The organism is Oceanisphaera sp., assembly GCF_048268965.1.
In the GTDB taxonomy this organism is placed as follows: domain Bacteria; phylum Pseudomonadota; class Gammaproteobacteria; order Enterobacterales; family Aeromonadaceae; genus Oceanimonas.
On record NZ_JBLWUK010000005.1, the window covers coordinates 22,630 to 42,506 of the forward strand.

Below are 19,877 nucleotides of genomic sequence, written 5' to 3' on the forward strand. Positions count from 1 at the left end.
AATCATGAGTTAAAACCAAAACCTGACACCGGCTACCCAACGCGTTTCTTGCGTGGCGTCGCCTTCTTCTCGTACCAGATCGGCACTGTTACCCAGTGCCGCCGCCCATTCCCAGCCCACATAGGGTGCAAACTGGCGGCTGAATTCATAACGCAGCCGAGCACCGGCCACCAGCTCGGACAAGCCACGGCCCTGGCCGCGTTCGGCGTCATCCTTGCCGTAGGCTGTCAGTTCCGCCCTGGGTTGCAATACCAGTCGCTGGGTCAGCAAGAGTTCATATTCCCCTTCTACTGTCAGTGCGGTTTGTCCGTCGTCTCCCAAATAGGCGGTGGCATCGAGTTCGAGCCAGTAAGGCGCCAACCCCGCTACGCCCAAGGCTAACCAGGCCTGATCCGGTCCGTGACCGGTGTCGTAGCGCACCCCCAGTTCACTGTTCCAGAACGTGGTTAGCGCATGGCTCCACAGCAATTCGGTGCTGGCTTCTTGCAGCCGACCTTGCTCTATATCGCCCTCCGCCTTCAGTACGGCTCTGTTGTAGTCGTAGCCAAACCAGGAGCGGGTATCATAGGTCAGTACATGGCCGTCTCCGTTGTCGACCCGCTCCAATCGGTCGACCAGCACACCGTAAAAGGCATGTTCATCGGCCAAGCGCAGCTGTCTCGGCCCCGGCAACGCATACGGGCCTTCTTCCAGGGTAAAGCCCCCGGAATAGGCATGGGGATCCCGAGCATCGGCGGGTGCCGAGCCACCCTGCATCTGCATACTGCCGTGGTCCATGCCCTGCATTTGACTATGATCCATGTCCTGCATCTGACTGTGGTCCATGTCCTGCATCTGACCGTGGTTCATGCCCTGCTTTTTGGAAGGGGCTTCTTGTCCACTCTTGGCCGGCTCTGCACCGTATGCGGCGTGATCACTCTGAGCCCAGGCGACGCCAGCAGGCAGCATCGACAGGGCTAACAGTAGGCTGTTCAATCCTGATTTCATCGTCGTGTTACCTTGGTTAATTTGGCTCATGACACCATCACCTCGCGGAACATGCCTGCGTCCATATGGAACATAAGGTGGCAATGCCAGGCCCAGCGACCCAGGGCATCTGCGGTAACCAGAAAGCTGATCCGCTGAGCCGGCTGCACCGGTATGGTGTGGCGCCGTACCAGAAAGTCCCCATCCGGGCTTTCCAGCTCGCTCCACATGCCGTGCAAATGCATGGGGTGGGTCATCATGGTGTCGTTATGCAGAATAATGCGCACCCGCTCGCCGAAATTCAGATGCACCGGGGTGGAGCTGCCAAACTCAACGCCGTCGAACGACCAGGTATAACGCTCCATGTTTCCGGTCAGATGCAGCTCTATTTCCCGCTCCGGCGGCCGGGGGTCCATGGGTCCGCCCGGGGTGCGTAAATCGGCTAGCGTGAGTACCCGGCGACCATTATTGCGCAGCCCCACACCGGGGTCGTCCAGGTTGGTGCGTGGCGTATCTACCCGCATATCCACACTGGGGCCATATTCGCTACGGGCATGGCGCACTTCGCTGCTGGCCTTGGCCAATCCGCCGGCCATGGCGCCGTGATCCATCCCTGCCATGCTGCCGTGGTCCATGCCGCTCATGGCACCCATATCCATACCGCTATGGTCCATGCCACTCATGGCACCCATATCCATACCACCGTGATCCATACCCCCCATATCGCCCATCATGTCGGCCATTGCCAGCCACTGCGGCGGGTCCAGCTCGGGGACGGCGGCACTCAGCCCCTCTCGCGTACTCAAGGTGCCACGGGCATAACCCGTTCTGTCCATCGCCTGGGCAAACAGGGTATAGGCCTCGGCCTTTGGCTCAACCAGCACATCGTAGGTCTCGCCGGGGCCAAAGCGGAATTCATCCACCGTCACCGGCTCTACATTCAGGCCATCGGCTTGTACCACCGTCATTTTCAGCCCGGGGATACGAACATCATAAAAGCTGTTGCTGGCACCATTGATAAAGCGCAACCGAACTCGTTCGCCCTGTTTGAACAAGGCCGTCCAGTTGCCGTTGGGGGTCGTGCCGTTCATCAGGTAGGTCAACGTCTCGGACGACAGATCCGCCAGATCGGTCGGGCTCATGCGCATGTCGTTCCACATTTTCCGCTTGTTCATGGCCGCCATCAAACCATCACTGGATACATCGCGGAAAAAGTCGAATACGGTAGGCTGGTTAAAGTTATAGATATCACCCTGATTCTTGAGCTTGCCGAATACCCGCATCGGGTTTTCGTCGGTCCAGTCGGAGAGCAACACCAAGTGTTCACGATCGGCCTGAATGGTCTCGGTCTCGGCCGGATCGATAATCAGGCCACCGTACATGCCGGTCATCTCCTGCATGCCCGAATGGGAGTGATACCAGTAGGTGCCGCTCTGCTCCAGCTTGTACTTGTAGGTAAAGGTTTCGCCGGGGGCAATGCCTGGGAAGCTGATGCCCGGCACGCCGTCCATCTGGAAAGGCAAAATGATGCCGTGCCAGTGAATGGAGGTCGCCTCTTTCAGGCGGTTGGTCACGCGAATGGTCACCTCGTCCCCTTCCTGCATGCGTAGTGTAGGGCCAGGAATAGAGCCGTTAATGGTGGTGGCCATGCGGTTTTTACCGGTAAAGTTAACCGGGGTTTCATCAATCACCAAATCGAATTCGGTACCGCTCAGCACGGGAGCGTCGCCGGTCAGCGTGCCCACACTGGCAGCCTGGGCCGGTCTCAACATCGGAACCATGCCCAGTACTACCCCCCCGGCGGCTAGCCCCTGCACAAACCTACGCCGTGGCAAATTGGGGCTGTTCTTGGTTACCTTCATCGTAGCTTCTCTCCTTACTGGCATTCTGCTCATTAGGAATGTTTGTTATAAAGAGAGGATAGAAAAGGAACCCTGTCAGTAACATGACCGACACATTACAAAATTGTCATCTTGCGGTAATGTTGCTGGCAGCTGCCATGGGTCATCATCCAGCAATCAGCTTGTAACGGCCCGGTATAGAGCGCCATGATGACCATCCAAGAGCATACGAAAAGAGACAGCATGAAACTTCTGATCATTGAAGATGAACAAAAAACCGGGGATTACCTGCAAAAAGGGCTGAATGAGGCGGGGTTTGTGGTTGATCTCGCGCGCAACGGCCTGGATGGCTTTCATCTGGCAGTCAGTGAGCCTTACGATTTGATTATTCTCGATGTGATGCTGCCGGACCTTGACGGCTGGCATATTGTAGAAGCGCTGCGCAATAAAGGCCGGCAAATGCCGCTATTGTTTTTGACCGCCAGAGACAGCGTGGAAGACAGGGTACGCGGGCTGGAACTGGGGGCCGACGATTATCTGGTCAAGCCGTTTGCCTTCTCCGAACTGCTGGCCCGAGTGCGTACCCTGTTGCGCCGAGGCACGCCGCCGGCACAAAGCAATTTGCTGGAAGTGGCCGATCTCACTCTCAATCTGCCTCGCCGCCGGGCTACTCGCGCCGGTGAAGATATTCACCTTACCAACAAGGAATTTGCCCTACTGGAATTGCTGGTACGCCGCCAGGGTGAAGTATTATCGCGCTCGTTAATTGCTTCCATGGTGTGGGACATGAACTTCGACAGCGATACTAACGTCATCGACGTGGCTATTCGGCGTCTGCGCGCCAAAATAGACGATGGTTTCGAGGTCAAGCTCATTCAAACCATTCGAGGTATGGGCTATACCCTGGATGTGCCTCAGTAACGCGGTTTTAGCTCTTACACTCTGTTGTTACTCCAGCTGGCTTCTTGATCAGTGTGGCATCGGCGTTTCACGTTATATTTTGTCTTAGATAGCGTTAATGTTTCGGGCCTGCTGCCATCACTTAATTCAAACATTCTAATATTAAACAGCTTTTTATAGCTGGAAGCGTTCTCTCTAAAACAATGATATATATCACTGCGATAATTAACACTGTTGTCATGGCTATGAGCAGGATCTTTCGCCAACAGCTTTTGCATATCGACTAAAAAAGGATTGTTATTGATAAGGGATTGGTTGGCTTGCCCTGCCTTTGCGTCTCGATCAGCAGCCAACCCCGGATAAACGCTAACACCATATAGCGTAGGGATAAAAATCACCGTGCCTTGAGCAAACACCTGCTCCGCATCAGCTAGCGGATTTTTAGTAAGCAGCTGTGTGTTTTTTTGTAAATAAACAGGGTCTAACTGCTGCCGCCAATATTCGTGCTGCTTGTTTATCTTGCCGTCTTCATTAGTAACCACAGAGTAAGTTGCGGCTAACGGTGCCAAAGGTACTGACAACAGCACAGCAGACGCCGTAGATAACCCACTTAAGTCTTTATTTGATGTACAAGCGCCAATAAGAGCCAGACTGATAACGACAATAAATATTCTGCACATTTTATGGTCTCACCTACTGAGTATGTTAAGCAGACACAGTTAGTCTAGAAATAACCAGTAATACCTTCTGGATGATCCTGAATAGCTCATCAGTTGTGTATCCACCACGTTCAGTTAGCTTTTTTAACCTGCTTTTGCTTTTTATAAGTCATGAACATATGCAATATTCCCATACCACCGTGACCAATCACATAGGCGATGATCAGCCCGGTTAATGATTTATGCAGGTCCCTGGCATCGCTTGCCAGCGACGAATTCATTGACCACAACAACAGCCAGCTTGCGCCAGCCAATGCCACCAAGAATAGCGCACCTAACCCCAAGCCCTGTATGATTGCGGCGAGCCCTTTAGGGGTGGCCTCTGGTAATTCCAACCTTGCCAGGTTCTTGATATCAGATTTCAACTGAGCAATATCACCCACCAAATACGGGTAAAAATAGAGAACCCCATGCTTTGTTAATTCAATAACTATGAAGACGATGGCCAGTATCAAAAGCAACAAGCCGATGCCAATATGCATCCAGGTAGCTGTGTACTCAACTGCCTTTTGACTTATTACCCCGCCATCAATGTTCATAAAGTTACTGATGACAATCTGGATTAACACAAAAGCCAAAATCAAATAATGAAGGTAACGCACGACAGGTGTGAGCTGCTCGACAAAGTAATTGCTTATAAACTTCAACATCCTGCCCCCCTCCGCAAGCCGTAGCAGCGCCCGGTGCACATGGCTACACGCACAAAAGTATACACTCAATGTTTAAATTTAAATGAGTCTGGGGCTAAAGAGTCTGGAGGTGTTGGAGTTTGTTTTACAAATGCAGAATCGTCGGCAATACTGAAGTGAACTGTCATTTTCAAGCTGAAAAGCTGGGTAGATAAAATTAATTTGGGGAGGTAATCGGGAAAAAACTTGAAGAAATTGGAGGTGACCGCCGCCAGCCACATCCCGGCACTCGAAGATTCCTGCTCTGGCTGCTCCCTTCCGGGCCTGACCTGGTAAACAAGATTCCGATGCGAGAGGACCAACGGGGTCACCATCGAAGAAAGGCCAGTTTAGCAAAGATGCACGTGAATGCAATAAGCCATTGACTGTTTGCGGTTTTATTAAGCAACCAAGACGAAAACAAACTGATTTTCGCCCCTCTGTTCATTTCCCCTTCACACCGAGCTGCTAAAACGGACACCCCCCAGGCACCGGGTTGTACGCCAGCAGGCGATCGGCCTGGGTACCAAACAGCTGCAAACCCGGAAAGCACTGCAGCGCCTGCACCTTTTCCACTTCGCCGGTAAACACCGGCACATCGCCCTGCTCCAGTATTTCACCCGGTGCGACCGAGGCTGAGCAATCAACGCCAATGGGTGCTAATACCCAATATGCTGTCATATATAACCATTCGCTCTTTAGCAGGACTATCATTGCGCACATATGTCAAATAGACTTGATATATAGATCATCTATAACATTTGGTTATTAGCATAATCCATCATTGAGAGCGGGATCACTAATGAACTTGACGCACCTACAACGGCTAGAAGCCGAAAGTATTCACATAATGCGGGAAGTAGTGGCAGAGGCCGACAACCCTGTCATGCTTTACTCCATTGGCAAAGACAGTGCCGTTATGCTGCATTTGGCCATGAAAGCCTTTTACCCTTCCCTGCCCCCGTTCCCGCTGCTGCATGTGGACACTCGCTGGAAGTTTCGCGAGATGTACACCTTTCGCGATCAGATGGTGGAAAAGCTCGGCCTGGAGCTGATTACTCACACCAACCCGGAAGCCATTGAGAAGGACATTAACCCCTTCACTCATGGCTCTGCCATTCATACCGATATCACTAAAACCGAAGGTCTGAAGCAGGCGCTGGATCAATACGGGTTTGATGCCGCCTTTGGTGGCGCTCGTCGCGATGAAGAGAAGTCCCGTGCCAAGGAGCGTATTTTCTCGTTTCGTACCGAGCAGCATCGCTGGGATCCTAAAAACCAGCGCCCCGAATTATGGAAGCTGTATAACACCCGCAAACACAAGGGCGAATCGATTCGGGTATTTCCGTTGTCGAACTGGACCGAGCTGGATATCTGGCAGTACATCCACCTTGAAAACATTCCCATTGTGCCCTTGTACTATGCGGCAAAACGCCCGGTGGTGGAGCGCGACGGCACCCTGATCATGGTGGATGACGAGCGCATGCCGTTAAAAGATGGCGAAGTGCCGATGATGAAAAACGTGCGCTTCAGAACCCTGGGCTGTTATCCGCTCACCGGTGCGGTTGAGTCAGAAGCCACTACCCTGCCGGATATTATTCAGGAAATGCTGCTCACTAAAACCTCCGAGCGCCAGGGCCGGATGATCGATCACGACTCCGCCGCGTCCATGGAAAAAAAGAAACAAGAGGGTTATTTCTAACCTCCTTGATCGCAGGTTAGAAAAGCGCCGAACGCATAGCCTGCGTAGCTGGATAGTTTTTAAACATACATCCTGCTAACGCAGGACCGGCAGCTAAAGCGCCGGGCTACAAGGTACGGTGTTTTCTGTTACTGCCACAACCGGCGGCAGGCTCTGCGAAGCAGATATCGGGTTTTAGTTTTGTATAACTTACGGCGTACAGCTCGAAGGAAAAAACATGAATTTATCATCTCTGATTGAAACGAATATCGACGAGTATTTGAAGGCTCACGAGCAGAAGAGTTTGCTGCGGTTTATTACTTGTGGCAGCGTGGATGACGGCAAGAGTACCCTGATTGGGCGTTTGCTGTTTGAATCGAAAATGCTGTTTGAAGATCAGCTGGCCGCCATGGAGGCCGACTCCAAAAAATGGGGTACCCAGGGCGAAGACATCGACTTTGCATTGCTGGTGGATGGTCTGGCCGCCGAACGCGAGCAAGGCATTACCATAGACGTGGCTTACCGCTTCTTTTCGACCGACAAGCGCAAGTTTATTGTCGCCGACACCCCGGGTCACGAGCAATACACCCGTAACATGGTGACCGGCGCTTCTACCGCCGATGCCGCCATTTTAATGGTCGATGCCCGTAAAGGCATTCTCACCCAAACTCGCCGCCACAGTTATTTGATGTCGCTGCTGGGTATTCGCCACATTGTGGTGGCTATCAACAAGATGGATCTGGTGGACTATTCCGAGTCTCGTTTTAACGAGATTGTGGAAGAGTACGGCCAGTTCGCCGAGCAGCTGGGTCTGACCAATATCACCTACATACCGCTGTCGGCGTTCAAGGGCGACAACATCGTCGACCCCAGCCCCAAGATGCCCTGGTACTCAGCGCCCAAGTACAAGGCCACCACCCTGATGGGCTTTTTAGAAACCGTCGAAATAGACGACACCCGCATGCAGCAGGCGCCGTTTCGCTTGCCGGTGCAGTGGGTCAACCGCCCCAACCTGGATTTTCGGGGTTTCTCCGGCACCGTGACCAGCGGTGTCATCAAGCCGGGGGATCGCATTCGCGTGCAGCCCTCGGGCAAAGAAAGCGAAGTAGCCCGCATCGTGACCTACAGCGGCGACTTGGATCAGGCGGTGGCTGGTCAGTCGGTGACTCTGACGCTAAAAGACGAAATTGATATCTCGCGTGGCGATGTGATCTCCATTGCCGAGGCGCCGGCAGAAACCGCGGATCAGTTTGAAAGCACCCTGGTGTGGATGAGTGAAGATGCCCTGCTGCCCGGGCGCCCTTATCTGCTTAAAATCGGCACCCAAACCGTGACGGCCAGCGTGACCGATATTAAATATCAGGTCAACGTGAACACCCTGGAACATACGGCGGCTAAACAGCTGGAGCTGAACGGCATTGGTATTTGCAACCTGAGCCTGGATCGCGCCATTGCCTTTGATGATTACCAAACCAACAAAGACACCGGCGGCTTTGTTTTAATCGACCGCCTGAACAACACCACGGTGGCCGCCGGCATGCTGCACTTTGCGCTGCGTCGTAGCCAGAACATTCACTATCAGCATGTAGATGTGAATAAAGACGCGCGCGCGACCGCCAAGGGCCAAACGCCTGCCGTGTTGTGGTTTACCGGTTTGTCCGGTGCGGGCAAGTCAACCATCGCCAATCTGGTAGAGAAGAAGTTGCACGCCCTGGGCGGTCATACTTACCTGCTGGACGGCGATAACGTGCGCCACGGCCTGAACAAGGATCTGGGCTTTACCGATGCCGACCGGGTAGAAAACATCCGCCGTATTGGTGAAGTATCCAGGCTGATGGTGGATGCGGGCCTGATTGTGCTTACCGCCTTTATCTCACCCTTTAAAGCCGAGCGGCGCATGGCCCGCGAGCAACTGGCCGACGGCGAGTTTATCGAGGTGTTCGTCGATACCCCGCTAGAAGTTGCCGAAGAACGCGACGTGAAGGGGCTGTATAAAAAGGCACGCAGCGGCGAGTTGAAAAACTTCACCGGTATCGACTCGGCTTACGAGCGGCCCGAAGCGCCCGAAATCCACCTGGATGCGGCGCGCCTCACCGCCGATGAAGCAGCCGATGTGGTGATTGCCGAACTGCGCAAACGTGGGGTACTCAAGGGCTAACATAGGCCCCTGTCACCCAGCAAAAAAGGAGCCGCGAGGCTCCTTTTTTATTGGGTATTTTTCAACTGAAGTACCGTCAGGGTGTCGGCCACAACACTTGGCATCCCTTACCCTGTAGCCCGGCGCTTTAGCTGCCGGTTCTGCGTGAGCAGAATGGTTGTAACATCCAGCTACGCTGGCCTGCCGACTAAAGTGGCAGCTACAAAACCCACGCTTTATTGCGCGGTGGCGGCCTGCTCGACTTTATTGATCAGCTCGGCCCAGAACGACAGCACCAGTTTTTGATCCTGCTCGTTGAGCTCGCCACTTAAAATGGCCTGGTTCAGGCTGTGATTTACCCGTGTCTTAACGTCGCGTACATGGTTACGGCCGTCGATTTCGCATTGCGCCACCGACAGTGTAATGTGACCGCGCAAGTAACCACCGGCAAACAGCTGATCGTCGGTTGCGGTGGCGATATTGCTGTCAATTTCGGATAACAGCTGCTGTTCGAACTCAAAAATATTCATGATTACGCCTCATTTTCCGGGTTTGCCACCCGCACCAGAACTTCATCTTGATAGCCAGTGATCACCCGCATCAAACCGCTCAGCTGGCGGTCGAGCTCGGGGTCATTGGTGTCTACTCGTAACGGGCGACCTTGCAGCGAATTCAGCTTGGTCTTGGTCGCCAGTAACCAGATATTGTGTTGCCCCACCGCCTTAATCACCGCGGGACTGAGTTGTTGATTGCCCCGGCCAAAAATATGGCCCTGGCCGCCAATCAGGGTGATCACCAGCTTGCTGGGTTTATCCGCAATGTGCTGATACAAGCTGTTGGCATCCAGATCCGATGCTACCAGCCGCTGCTGATGCACCAAATCGACGCCCAGCAAGGTATTTTCCAGCCCCAGTTGCTCCATGACCGCCGCTACCGTGCCACCCGAGCCCATAATGTAATAACTGTCGGGATCTTCTTCCATGCGCTCTATAATGTCGTCGGCAATATCGGCCAGTACCAGCTCGTCAGACTCGACGCCCGACATCTTGACCGCCTGTACATAGCTTAAATCGGCCGGGATCAACATTTCACCGTAGCGCTTGGCATGAACACGCCCTTCGCGAAATGCCGCTTCGTCTATGTCCATCACATCGGCAGCCATCAGGCTCACCGGCTCGCCACGTACCAGCATGGCCAGTAAACGTCCGGTGCCGGCCGGCGTCACGCCATATACACCGGAGTGTATTTTTACCCCGGCCGGAATACCCAGCACACACAGGCCTTCGGGGGCGGCAGCACATACATCGCGCGCCGTGCCATCGCCACCGGCAAACAGCAACAAGTCTATGCCTTGCTCTACCAGTGCGGCCACCGCCATTCTGGTGTCGTCTGCCGTGGTACTCATGTTACTCGCCGGCTGATAACACACCTTGGCGGGCAGGTTCAGCGCCTGACACACGGTTTCACCCATGTCGCCCGCCACTGTGTAAAGACTAAAGCGATCGCTCAGTTCCATTAATTCTGCCAGCGCCAGCTGAGTGCGCTGCAACGCCCGCGGTTCAGCCCCCAGAGCGCGAGCCTGCTCGGCCATGCCATCGCTGCCTTTCAGGGCGACGGTTCCGCCAAGCCCGGCCAGCGGATTAACAATCAAACCAATCTTGAACATTAGGACCCTCGCTGATAAACATTTCTTGCCACGGAAACCACGGACGAAGAGTGACAATGGAGTAACGGCTAGGCATGAGTGGTCACGCCTCGCCCTCACCTACTTTGCATAACTTACAGATCAAAGTTGGCCGCCGTCAGCTCTGGCTGACCGTAGTGGCGTCGTAGCGCCTGCATAAAGATCTGTGCCCGAGGCGGAAAACCCTGCTCAAGGTAGCCTAGCGCCTGCTCACGAACCCGAGTTTTAAAGGCGTGGCGGTCTGGCTCGACACTGCCGTTTAAATTGTCGCAGCTGACGTTGAAGTGAAAGCCGCAACATAACGACAGCGCCCACTCTATGGCCTGGGGCTTGATTTCTACCGCTTCAAACTGGCGCTGCTGCTCACCATCCCGGCCATCCGGGCAATACCAGTAGCCATAATCCACTTGCAGGCGTCGTGCTTCACCGGCCAACAGCCAGTGGGCCACTTCGTGCAGGGCACTGGCAAAAAAGCCATGGGCAAACACAATACGGTGATGATCGATGTGGGCATCGGCCGGTAAATAAATCGGCTCGTCATCGCCCAACTCCAGGCGCGTATTGTAGCTGGCAGCAAAACATTGGTTAAACAGGGAGATGAGATCCCGATAACAAAACGACATAATAAAAACGGCCCTCAATTCAGGGCCGTCATTCTACCTTGCTACCCGGAGCAAGCAAAGGTCATACCTGCAACCGTTACACCAATTTGGGCGTATCGGTATGCACCCCGGCATTCTGGCCGCGGTTAAGCAGCAGGTGATCCAGCAGCACTATGGCCAGCATGGCTTCGGCAATAGGCACCGCTCGAATACCCACACAAGGGTCGTGGCGGCCACGGGTGACCAGCTCGGCCGCATCGCCTGTGGTATTGATGGTATTACCCGGCACCATAATGCTGGACGTGGGTTTCAGCGCTATGCTGGCCACTATGTCCTGGCCGCTGGAAATACCGCCCAAAATGCCACCGGCATGGTTGCTGGCAAAGCCGTCGGGCTGCAGCTCGTCGCGATGCTCGGAGCCTTTTTGCTCGACCACGGCAAAACCATCGCCAATTTCCACGCCTTTTACCGCGTTAATGCTCATCAGCGCATGGGCAATGTCGGCATCCAGACGGTCGAATACCGGCTCGCCCAATCCGACGGGAACCCCCTGTGCCACCACCTGGATTTTGGCACCAATGGAGTTGCCTTCTTTTTTCAGATCGCGCATATATTGATCGAGATCTTCCAGCTTGCTGGCATCGGCAAAGAAGAACGGATTGGTTTCAATCAGGCTTTTGTCAAACGCCTCGGCCTTGATGGGGCCAAGCTGGGTCAGGTGACCAAAAATAGACACCCCGTATTGGGCCAGTGCTTTTTTGGCAATGGCGCCGGCCGCCACTCGCATCGCGGTTTCGCGCGCCGACGAACGGCCGCCGCCGCGGTAGTCACGAATACCGTATTTCTGGTGATAGGTGTAATCTGCATGCCCCGGGCGAAACAGGTCTTTAATATCGGAATAATCTTTAGAACGCTGATCGGTATTTTCAATCAACAACCCAATAGAGGTACCGGTGGTCTTGCCTTCAAACACGCCACTTAAAATTTTAACCTGATCCGCTTCGCGTCTTTGGGTCGTAAAGCGCGAAGTGCCGGGCTTGCGGCGGTCGAGATCCTGCTGCAAATCGGCCTCACACAGCTCGATTCCCGGTGGTACGCCGTCCACTACGGCGCCTAGGGCGATGCCGTGGCTTTCGCCAAAGGTTGAAACACGAAAAAGAGTGCCAATACTGTTCCCTGCCATCACTGATTTCCTTTATTAAAAATTAAAACTGATCCCGAAACGGAGCCAGGTCGCGCTGGCTGATCACAAACACGCCATGGCCGCCGTGTTCAAATTCAATCCAGGTGAGCGGCAGCTCGGGGTAGGCTTCTTCCATGTGCACCTGACTGTTGCCCACTTCCACCACCAGAATGCCGTCTTCAGACAAAAAGTCGCAGGCCTGGCTCAGCAAACGGCGGGTAAAGTCGAGGCCATCGTCGCCGGATGCCAGCGCCAGCTCCGGCTCGTGCCGAAACTCTTCGGGCAGGTCGCTCATGTCCTCGGCATCCACATAGGGAGGGTTGACCACGATGAGATCGTACTTATCGCCAGCCGGCAGTGCCGAGAACAAGTCAGACTCAATAGGCGTCACCTGCTGCTCAAGACCGTGGTTCTGAATATTGATTTCGGCGACGTCGAGCGCCTCCCGTGAAATATCCAGCGCGTCGACTTCCGCACCCGGAAAGCTGTGCGCCAGTGCAATGGCAATACACGCAGAGCCGGTGCACATATCCATGATGCGGCGTGGCTCCAGCGCCAGCCAGGGCGCAAAGCGGCCGTCAATCAGCTCGGCAATGGGCGAGCGTGGGATCAGGACCCGCTCGTCCACATAAAACTCATAGCCGGCAAACCAGGCGGTATGGGTAATATAAGGCGTAGGGATACGCTGCTCGACCCGCATTTTTAACGCATCCAGCAGCAATTGGCGCTCACTGGTGAGTAATCGGGCATCTTGTATTTGTGGCGGGCACCCCTGGGGCAGGTGCAGCAAGGGCAGTACCAGCTGCACTGCTTCGTCCCAGGCGTTGTCGGTGCCGTGGCCATAAAACAGGCCAGCCTGTTGAAAGTGGCTGACGGAAAACCGTAACCAATCACCTATTGTATGCAGCTCTATGAGTGCTTCTTCGTTAAAAAGCGTGTCCAAAACCCCTCCGCCTCGTTAAGATGGCTATTTTTGAATAATCGGATATTACGGAATATACACTCATGACCCCCACCTCTTTCCCAGAAGATGATGATAAGGCGCTTTTTAAAGCAGCGGTGCAGGGTGTCCGCAAAATAAAGCAGGATACCATAAGTCCGCACCGGGCGCCGGTCAAGGTGAAAGCCCAGCGGCAAATGGTACGCAAAGACAGGGCCGAAGCGCACCCTTTTTCTGATGTTTATGAACCTTACCTGGATCAGGAAGGGCCCACTCGCTATTGCGACCCCGACACCTCGGCCTATGAATTGAAAAAACTGCGCCGTGGCGATTATGTGCCGGAGTTCTTTCTGGACTTGCACGGCCTGACTCAAGAGCAGGCCAAAGAGGAATTATCGGCGCTGTTGCTGGCCGCCAAGCGCCAGCACGTACAATGCGTGTCCATCATGCACGGTCACGGCAAGCATGTTTTAAAGAAGAAGTTGCCGATGTGGTTGGTGCAACACCCACAGGTACTGGCCTTTCATCAGGCAACCCGCTCCTGGGGCGGCGATGCAGCCCTGCTGGTGTTATTGAAGCTGGAAGTGTGAGCCTGCCAGCTCGTGAAGGGTGGAGCGTACAAACCTCGGAACTGCCAGCCTGTGGGTCGCCTGCAAAGACACTGGACCCCCCGTCCCCGCCTGCGCGGGGATGACGTTCCTTCGCGAGGGTGACGATTAGAGGCCTTCGCGTGGGTGACGTGAAGGCGCAGTGTCCACCTGAGTGACGCCTCATTATTTAGCGGCTGTTAAGCCATGGCCGTGGGCGCTTGCATCTGTGCAATGAGCCGGTTGATTTCCTGTACGGTTTCCTTGTGCCGTGGCTTGGCATTTTCGGGCATCACCAGCAGGCCTTTGGCGTAACTGAAGGCGCCTCGGCCGTGAATATAGAGTCGACCACTAAAAAAGCCCTTGACGTGCTTGGCGATTAACAAAGGCTGATATTTGTGGAATATACGCATCTCGCACCTCTGCTTGTGTTGTTGTCTGTAAGATAAAAACTAGCCCAGGGATCTCAATGCCTGAAATCGCTGCTGATAATGAGGCTGAATATTGTGCGGTCCTTCCAGCCAGTCGAATACTGCGCCGTGCCCCGTACCAATAGACACCTTGGCAATGCCGGACGTGACAAATATCGGTGCCATGGTGGCCGGACACAGACTTTCCACCAAAAAGCCGACTATCGGCATATGACTGATCACCAGCAGGTTACCTCCGGGATGCAAGTCGCCGTACGCCAGCAACAAACTGGCTGCAATGTCGGCATCCGCATCGGGGGTAAGCTCGTCACACACTTCTACCTGACTGGCAGCAATATACCGGGATAACTGCTGCCAGGTCTGACTGGTACGCAGATAAGGACTCACTAGCACACGATCAAACTTTGGCACCTGGGGTGCTAACCATTGCGCCATCAAGCAGACTTCATCTCTTCCCTGCTCGGTTAGCGGCCGTAATGCATCAGTGGATGCGGTTGCGGCTGCTTGCCCGTGGCGCATGATAAAGATATTCATCTCCACCTCACTTCAGGCGAACCCGCCTTTTTCAACGGCGGGCATCATACCCCTGCATCTGGTTGTGCTCAAGGATTTGGCTCACTCTTTAGACAGAGCTCATTATTCTGTGGGTTATGTCACTCGCTCTCTCAAGCAGGAGCCCACTTTTATTCTTTGACCTAGCTATAACACAAAGCACTCAATAAAAGTAAATACCGCACTCATATTTAGATCTTAGTGCGATTTGGCCGCCCATGGGTGAATAACTTCAGATAAAGCCTATCGCCTGCCCATGACAAGCAGATGACACAGCGCCATCGGCAAAAAGCAGGCAAAAAAAACTGGTCCGCAGACCAGTAAAACCACATAAACGCCTGATGCCCAGACACGTGATGGATGACATGACATAGCAGGTGGTGACTGCTCCCCTTCCCGTAATGCCCCGTCAGCATACGCTTGCGGCCATCTAAAACGATGATCTCGGTCAATAAAACCGTGTTCAGCGCCGACGTTTATCAAGCCATATCAAGAACAGGCAGGCGCCGGCCGACAGACCGATAAAGCCCAGCAAAAAAAGCAGCGGCATGGCGGAGTAGTCCCACACTTGCCGCAGTAGGGTTTCTAATATACTCATGGGTATCCTGTCGAGGTATGTGTTTGATCAGGCACCTTGTTCAGGCGCGTAACAAGCCATAGTTCAAGCCGCGGGCACACAGCAGCGACCAGCGTCGTTTTGCCATGAACAGGGGCAACACCGCCGGCCCGAACACACAGCCCAGCAACGCCCAGCGGCGGGGTGGCAAGGCGCTCTGCAGGGCGCCAATATAAAACAGGGCGCCAAAAACGGGAGCCGCTAACATTAAGATAAAGTACATGTAAAACCCTCCTGATTGCGCAAGATTAACACAACTTTTGTCGGCTTGTCAGAGGCGAAACGGGATCGACTGCAGCCCTGGGGCTGACACACGTCGTCCCCCATTCAACCCTTAAGCCATGCCGCGTAAGTCATGCCGGGTAACAGGGAGTCTGTCGTTATTCTCACGCCCCGCCACCTGCCCTCCTGTTTCTTGCTTTTAGCGGTCACAGGGCTGATAGTGATTCAGGAGCAACAACCTGGTTGTAACTCGGTGGCCTGATCACCACCGCTGCCAAGGAGGTCAAAATGCCTTATCGAAATATTCTGGTGGCCCTGGAGCTGACTCATCGCGAAAAGCCACTCTTAAAACGTGCGGTAGAGCTGGCAGAGTGTCACCAGGCCAGGCTGCATATCATTCATGTCACCCCCGAGCTGGGCGGTGTGTATACCGGCAGCCTCAACATGGATCTGCGCCAGCTTAAAAACAAACTGCGGCTGGAAAATGGCTACGAAATCATGCAAATGCTGAAATCGGAACGACACGATGCCAGTACTATTTCCTTGCCCGACGGCGATATTCACCAGGCAGTGCAACAGGCGGTAAAAGAACATCAGGCCGATCTGCTGATCTGCGGTCGCCAGCTTGAGCGGCCTTTTCTGGGACACTTTTTTTCCAACTCGAGCGGTTTTCTCGATATTAATGGCTGCGATCTGCTGGTGATCAAATTATCCGAACCAGGCAACAACAAAAAGCCGGCAGCGTAAAGACGCTCCCGGCTTTTTTGTCGTCACCCTGACCCTGGCTAGCCTCAGGATAAGACCGCGTTACCACGACTCTTTACAACGAGAAGCACAGAACCCACGGAAAAATGAATAAACAGGGTGCTGCCTTGGTCGCGCTCTCCCGTTTCGGCGGGGTGTACCTGGTGCTGGACCTGTTTTCGCTTATTAACGGATACAAAAGCCCTGTTGCTGCAAAAAATCCAGCATAAAGGGCCGAGCTTCTTTGGCCAGCGTCTCGCCTATCTGCCCCGTCCAGCTCATGTCCTTGTTGCCCCCGGTCCGGGTATGGTAGTAGTGACGCACCTGCTGGTCGTAGTCCTGCATCTGCTCGGCATCAAACTGCGCGGGATAGTGGTTCTCGCAAAACATCAGGCTGGCCGGCAGCCGTGGCTTGAGCTCCGGATCTTGTGCCGGGTATCCCAGACACAGCCCGAATAAAGGGATCACACCCTTGGGCAATCGTAACAGGTCGCACAGCTCGTGCGGCTGATTGCGTACCGCACCAATATAAACGCCCCCCAGCCCCAGAGACTCGGCCGCGGTTAATGCATTCTGCCCCATTAGCGCGGTGTCGATGGCGCCAATCAGCAACTGCTCGGCAAAGCCGGTTTTGGCGTCGGGTACCCATTGCAAGTGGCGATGAAAGTCGGCGCAAAACACCCAGAATTCGGCGGCACTTCCCACATAAGCCTGGTTGCCACACAGGGCCATAACCTGCTCTCTGAGTGCCGGGTCACTGATGCGAATAACGGCCGAAGCCTGCAAAAAACTCGAGCTGGGGGCCGCCTGGGCCGAGGCCATAATCGCCTGTCGCTGTTCGGGGCTCAGTGCTTGCTCGGTGAATTTACGAATGGATTTATGCTGGCGTATCACATCTATGGTGACCGATGTCGTCGTGGACATTGTTTCCTCTTGCGGTTGCTCTATGTGTATCATTACCTTAATGGAATCCCCCGTAAAATGGGAGAATATGTGCGAAAAACCCAACACATAGAGCCCGTATCACGCCATAACGGGCTCACACTGGTGCTGGCGGGCCTGATCCTCATGCCACTGGTTCTGGCCGTGGGCTACTGGCTGGGCGGCCGCGCTCAACTGGTGGTGGTGTTCCTGTTTTTAGTCGGCATGATCATCACAATATTGGGCGCGCTCAAACTGCGCGAGCCTCGCTATAGTTTTTCGCTCAGTCATGACCATCTGCATTTTCATCACAAGATAGGTGGCTGGAGCCTGCACTGGAGCAATATCATTCGTGTTGATCAGGCGCGACTGCAAAGCGGGCTCGATTTGGTGGAGCTGCCCTACATTGGCATTAAAATACGGGACTACGATGAGTTTTTGCCCCTGATGACGCCGCGTCTGGCGGTACACCTGTTGACCGAACAACGACCACTGCTAGCCATGGCATTGCGCCACGGCGCCATTAGCCGCTACGAGCTGCAAGAATGGCTGGTGGAAGACAGCCGCTACCGTTCCGCCGCCGGCCAGGATTATCAGGGGTTGACGGCCATGCTGGCCCACCGCATGACCCACCTGCGCGAACTCTATGGTTACGACTTGCTGATCCACGAGTCGTCACTGGACCGGGACGCCGCCGACTTTGTTACTCTGCTGCGCGGCTATTTGTGAGCTCTTGCTCCCACATGATAACCCGCCCCTCCGGCCAGGCCTGATCAAGCTCCGCATATTTTTGCTCCAGCAAGTGGCGCTTGATTTTCAGAGTCGGCGTCATTAAGTCGTTTTCTATGGTCCAGGCCGCTTGCATCACCAGAATGCCCCCCAGTCGCTGATGGGATTCCAAAGACTGGTTAATCTGCTCGAGTGTCGCGGCCAGCTGCTCTGCTATTTTTCCTTTATGCTGCAGATCCACCCCTTCGGCCAGCTGCACCAGTGCCATAGGGTGTGCCATGCCGCTACCAATCACACAGCATTGCTCAATCAACGCATTCTCGGCCAGCTTGCTTTCTATGGGCACCGGCTGCACGTATTTGCCTTTTGCCGTTTTAAAGGCATCTTTCAGGCGTCCGGTAATAGTGAGAAACCCTTCGCTATCCAACTGCCCCTGATCGCCGGTGTGCAGCCAGCCGTCTTGCAGTACCTGGCGAGTGGCGTCTTCCTGTTTATAGTAACCGCGCATCATGCCCGGGCAGCGGCACAGAATCTCACCCTGCTCACTGATGAGGATGTCCACATGTACCCCTCGTCTGCCCACCGTACCCACCTTGTCGGAGCGATAGGGGTAGTTAAGGGTGGAATAGGCGAGGTTTTCGGTCATGCCCCAGGCTTCCACAATGGGCATATCGAGCCGTTCATACCACCGCAGTAACGAGGGGGAGACAGGTGCCGAGCCACACCCCAGAATACGAGCATCTTTCAGGCCCAAGCCGGCACGGATCTTCTTTTTGATCAGGCCGGATACCAGGGGTATTTTCAGCAATATATCCAGCTTCGGCTGAGAGAGCTTCTCCAGAATACCGTTCCTAAAATTGGTCCATAACCGGGGCACAGAAATAAACACGGTGGGCGAGGTTTTACCCACATCCTGAATAAAGGTCTCGAGACTTTGTACAAACCCTACCTGCATCCCGCTATACAGGCTGGCACCCAACACGTACACCCGCTCGGTAATGTGCGACAGCGGCAGGTAGGACACCACCCTATCGTTTTTATTCAGTTCCGCGGTCTTTACCACTCCCCGGGCGGCGGCGGCATAAGCACCAAAGTCGATCATCACCCCCTTGGGCGCCCCCGTACTACCCGAGGTATACACTATGGTCATCAACTGCTTGGGGCTCGGCACCGGCGGCAGGGCTATCGGCTCGTGCACCAGCAGGGTTTTCCAATGATGGTGGCTGGTCATGGTGGACGGATACGGCATGGCAATGCGAATTATATTTTCCGGGATCCCGGGTTCCTGAATGGCGGGGTCATCCAGCTTGCCGGTAATAATGGCGCGGCTCTCGCTGTGTTCCAGCACATAACGCACCGTCTCGGCCCCGGCGGTGGGGTAAATGGGCACGCTGATAAAGCCGCCCATTTGCAATGCAAAGTCACAAATAAACCATTCGGCGCAGTTTTTAGACAGCAGTGCCACTTTATCTTCGGGCTCTAACCCCAGGGCATACAGGCCGCCCACCAGGCGCGCGGCCTGTTCCAGCACGTTGGACCAGGTGAAATGATGCCAGTGCCCGTCTTTAGGCTGGCGTAAGTAAACGTCTTCGGGCTGATGCTCGGCCCGCTCATACAGCATGGCCAGAGGCAGCTTATCGGCAGTGTCAGTCATGGGCATCCTTGCAACTGAGATGTTTCATATTTACTAGCATAGCCGAAAGTCCCCATTCAGATACGCTCGGATGCTGGGTGTCTTTTCTCAGTAAGGCTCA

The 19,877-nt window shown here is 54.4% G+C and carries 22 protein-coding genes and 1 other RNA gene; 6 read left to right on the top strand and 17 right to left on the bottom strand.

Annotated features, from left to right (window positions below; translation table 11 throughout):
- Nucleotides 1-9: 9 nt before the first annotated feature.
- The gene (locus ACN0VL_RS04180) at nucleotides 10-987 is read right to left on the bottom strand and encodes a copper resistance protein B (protein WP_417614871.1); all 978 of its coding nucleotides are present in this window, start codon (nucleotides 985-987) and stop codon (nucleotides 10-12) included.
- A 26-nt stretch (nucleotides 988-1,013) separates the two neighbouring features.
- Nucleotides 1,014-2,828 carry a copper resistance system multicopper oxidase gene (locus ACN0VL_RS04185; RefSeq protein ID WP_417614872.1) on the bottom strand — a complete coding sequence of 605 codons (1,815 nt, stop codon included), beginning with the start codon at nucleotides 2,826-2,828 and terminating at the stop codon, nucleotides 1,014-1,016.
- A 222-nt stretch (nucleotides 2,829-3,050) separates the two neighbouring features.
- On the opposite strand from ACN0VL_RS04185, the gene ACN0VL_RS04190 reads away from it, so the two are divergent.
- Entirely contained in the window at nucleotides 3,051-3,728 is a 678-nt protein-coding gene (locus tag ACN0VL_RS04190; protein ID WP_417614873.1) for a heavy metal response regulator transcription factor, read from the top strand.
- A 14-nt stretch (nucleotides 3,729-3,742) separates the two neighbouring features.
- On the opposite strand, the gene ACN0VL_RS04195 is transcribed toward ACN0VL_RS04190, so the two are convergent.
- The 4 genes from ACN0VL_RS04195 to ACN0VL_RS04210 form a co-directional block, all read right to left on the bottom strand.
- A complete protein-coding gene (locus ACN0VL_RS04195; RefSeq protein WP_417614874.1) occupies nucleotides 3,743-4,387 on the bottom strand; it encodes a hypothetical protein in 645 nt (214 codons plus the stop codon).
- Between the two features lie 110 nt (nucleotides 4,388-4,497).
- Nucleotides 4,498-5,076, bottom strand: a complete 579-nt coding sequence (locus tag ACN0VL_RS04200) for a cytochrome b/b6 domain-containing protein (RefSeq protein ID WP_417614875.1) — start codon at nucleotides 5,074-5,076, stop codon at nucleotides 4,498-4,500.
- 245 nt (nucleotides 5,077-5,321) lie between these two features.
- Nucleotides 5,322-5,419, bottom strand: an RNA gene (ffs, locus tag ACN0VL_RS04205) — signal recognition particle sRNA small type.
- Nucleotides 5,420-5,562: 143 nt separating this feature from the next.
- A complete protein-coding gene (locus tag ACN0VL_RS04210; protein WP_417614876.1) occupies nucleotides 5,563-5,775 on the bottom strand; it encodes a hypothetical protein in 213 nt (70 codons plus the stop codon).
- 121 nt (nucleotides 5,776-5,896) lie between these two features.
- Here ACN0VL_RS04210 and cysD point away from each other — a divergent pair, with 121 nt between their 5' ends.
- Nucleotides 5,897-6,796: a sulfate adenylyltransferase subunit CysD gene (cysD, locus tag ACN0VL_RS04215; protein WP_417614877.1), complete on the top strand. Its 900-nt coding sequence runs from the start codon at nucleotides 5,897-5,899 to the stop codon at nucleotides 6,794-6,796.
- Nucleotides 6,797-7,013: 217 nt separating this feature from the next.
- Nucleotides 7,014-8,933 carry a sulfate adenylyltransferase subunit CysN gene (cysN, locus tag ACN0VL_RS04220; RefSeq protein ID WP_417614878.1) on the top strand — a complete coding sequence of 640 codons (1,920 nt, stop codon included), beginning with the start codon at nucleotides 7,014-7,016 and terminating at the stop codon, nucleotides 8,931-8,933.
- A gap of 215 nt (nucleotides 8,934-9,148) precedes the next feature.
- On the opposite strand, the gene ACN0VL_RS04225 is transcribed toward cysN, so the two are convergent.
- The 5 genes from ACN0VL_RS04225 to prmB form a co-directional block, all read right to left on the bottom strand.
- On the bottom strand, nucleotides 9,149-9,442 hold the full coding sequence (locus ACN0VL_RS04225) for a YfcL family protein (protein WP_417614879.1): 294 nt from the start codon (nucleotides 9,440-9,442) through the stop codon (nucleotides 9,149-9,151).
- Nucleotides 9,443-9,444: 2 nt separating this feature from the next.
- Nucleotides 9,445-10,578, bottom strand: a complete 1,134-nt coding sequence (locus ACN0VL_RS04230) for an ATP-NAD kinase family protein (RefSeq protein WP_417614880.1) — start codon at nucleotides 10,576-10,578, stop codon at nucleotides 9,445-9,447.
- A 113-nt stretch (nucleotides 10,579-10,691) separates the two neighbouring features.
- Complete coding sequence (locus ACN0VL_RS04235) at nucleotides 10,692-11,219, bottom strand: elongation factor P hydroxylase (protein ID WP_417614881.1); 528 nt, start codon at nucleotides 11,217-11,219, stop codon at nucleotides 10,692-10,694.
- Between the two features lie 76 nt (nucleotides 11,220-11,295).
- The gene (gene aroC / locus ACN0VL_RS04240) at nucleotides 11,296-12,381 is read right to left on the bottom strand and encodes a chorismate synthase (RefSeq protein ID WP_417614882.1); all 1,086 of its coding nucleotides are present in this window, start codon (nucleotides 12,379-12,381) and stop codon (nucleotides 11,296-11,298) included.
- A 22-nt stretch (nucleotides 12,382-12,403) separates the two neighbouring features.
- Nucleotides 12,404-13,324, bottom strand: a complete 921-nt coding sequence (prmB, locus tag ACN0VL_RS04245) for a 50S ribosomal protein L3 N(5)-glutamine methyltransferase (protein ID WP_417614883.1) — start codon at nucleotides 13,322-13,324, stop codon at nucleotides 12,404-12,406.
- Between the two features lie 62 nt (nucleotides 13,325-13,386).
- Here prmB and smrB point away from each other — a divergent pair, with 62 nt between their 5' ends.
- Complete coding sequence (gene smrB / locus ACN0VL_RS04250; RefSeq protein ID WP_417614884.1) at nucleotides 13,387-13,911, top strand: endonuclease SmrB; 525 nt, start codon at nucleotides 13,387-13,389, stop codon at nucleotides 13,909-13,911.
- Nucleotides 13,912-14,108: 197 nt separating this feature from the next.
- Here the strand turns inward: smrB and ACN0VL_RS04255 are convergent, their stop codons facing one another.
- From ACN0VL_RS04255 to ACN0VL_RS04270, 4 genes are all read right to left on the bottom strand, one after another.
- Complete coding sequence (locus ACN0VL_RS04255; RefSeq protein WP_417614885.1) at nucleotides 14,109-14,321, bottom strand: DUF1107 domain-containing protein; 213 nt, start codon at nucleotides 14,319-14,321, stop codon at nucleotides 14,109-14,111.
- A 39-nt stretch (nucleotides 14,322-14,360) separates the two neighbouring features.
- The gene (gene sixA / locus ACN0VL_RS04260) at nucleotides 14,361-14,873 is read right to left on the bottom strand and encodes a phosphohistidine phosphatase SixA (protein ID WP_417614886.1); all 513 of its coding nucleotides are present in this window, start codon (nucleotides 14,871-14,873) and stop codon (nucleotides 14,361-14,363) included.
- 481 nt (nucleotides 14,874-15,354) lie between these two features.
- The gene (locus tag ACN0VL_RS04265; protein ID WP_417614887.1) at nucleotides 15,355-15,489 is read right to left on the bottom strand and encodes a TIGR02808 family protein; all 135 of its coding nucleotides are present in this window, start codon (nucleotides 15,487-15,489) and stop codon (nucleotides 15,355-15,357) included.
- Nucleotides 15,490-15,529: 40 nt separating this feature from the next.
- Nucleotides 15,530-15,730, bottom strand: a complete 201-nt coding sequence (locus tag ACN0VL_RS04270; protein WP_417614888.1) for a hypothetical protein — start codon at nucleotides 15,728-15,730, stop codon at nucleotides 15,530-15,532.
- Nucleotides 15,731-16,017: 287 nt separating this feature from the next.
- Between ACN0VL_RS04270 and ACN0VL_RS04275 the strand changes: the two genes are divergently transcribed.
- The gene (locus ACN0VL_RS04275) at nucleotides 16,018-16,476 is read left to right on the top strand and encodes a universal stress protein (protein ID WP_417614889.1); all 459 of its coding nucleotides are present in this window, start codon (nucleotides 16,018-16,020) and stop codon (nucleotides 16,474-16,476) included.
- Nucleotides 16,477-16,659: 183 nt separating this feature from the next.
- On the opposite strand, the gene nfsA is transcribed toward ACN0VL_RS04275, so the two are convergent.
- On the bottom strand, nucleotides 16,660-17,397 hold the full coding sequence (nfsA, locus tag ACN0VL_RS04280) for an oxygen-insensitive NADPH nitroreductase (protein WP_417614890.1): 738 nt from the start codon (nucleotides 17,395-17,397) through the stop codon (nucleotides 16,660-16,662).
- A gap of 69 nt (nucleotides 17,398-17,466) precedes the next feature.
- On the opposite strand from nfsA, the gene ACN0VL_RS04285 reads away from it, so the two are divergent.
- Nucleotides 17,467-18,123, top strand: coding sequence for a DUF2982 domain-containing protein (locus ACN0VL_RS04285; protein ID WP_417614891.1), 657 nt, complete (start codon nucleotides 17,467-17,469; stop codon nucleotides 18,121-18,123).
- On the opposite strand, the gene ACN0VL_RS04290 is transcribed toward ACN0VL_RS04285, so the two are convergent.
- A complete protein-coding gene (locus ACN0VL_RS04290) occupies nucleotides 18,098-19,777 on the bottom strand; it encodes an AMP-binding protein (RefSeq protein WP_417614892.1) in 1,680 nt (559 codons plus the stop codon). The two genes, ACN0VL_RS04285 and ACN0VL_RS04290, sit on opposite strands and share 26 nt — an antisense overlap.
- Between the last annotated feature and the right edge of the window lie 100 nt (nucleotides 19,778-19,877).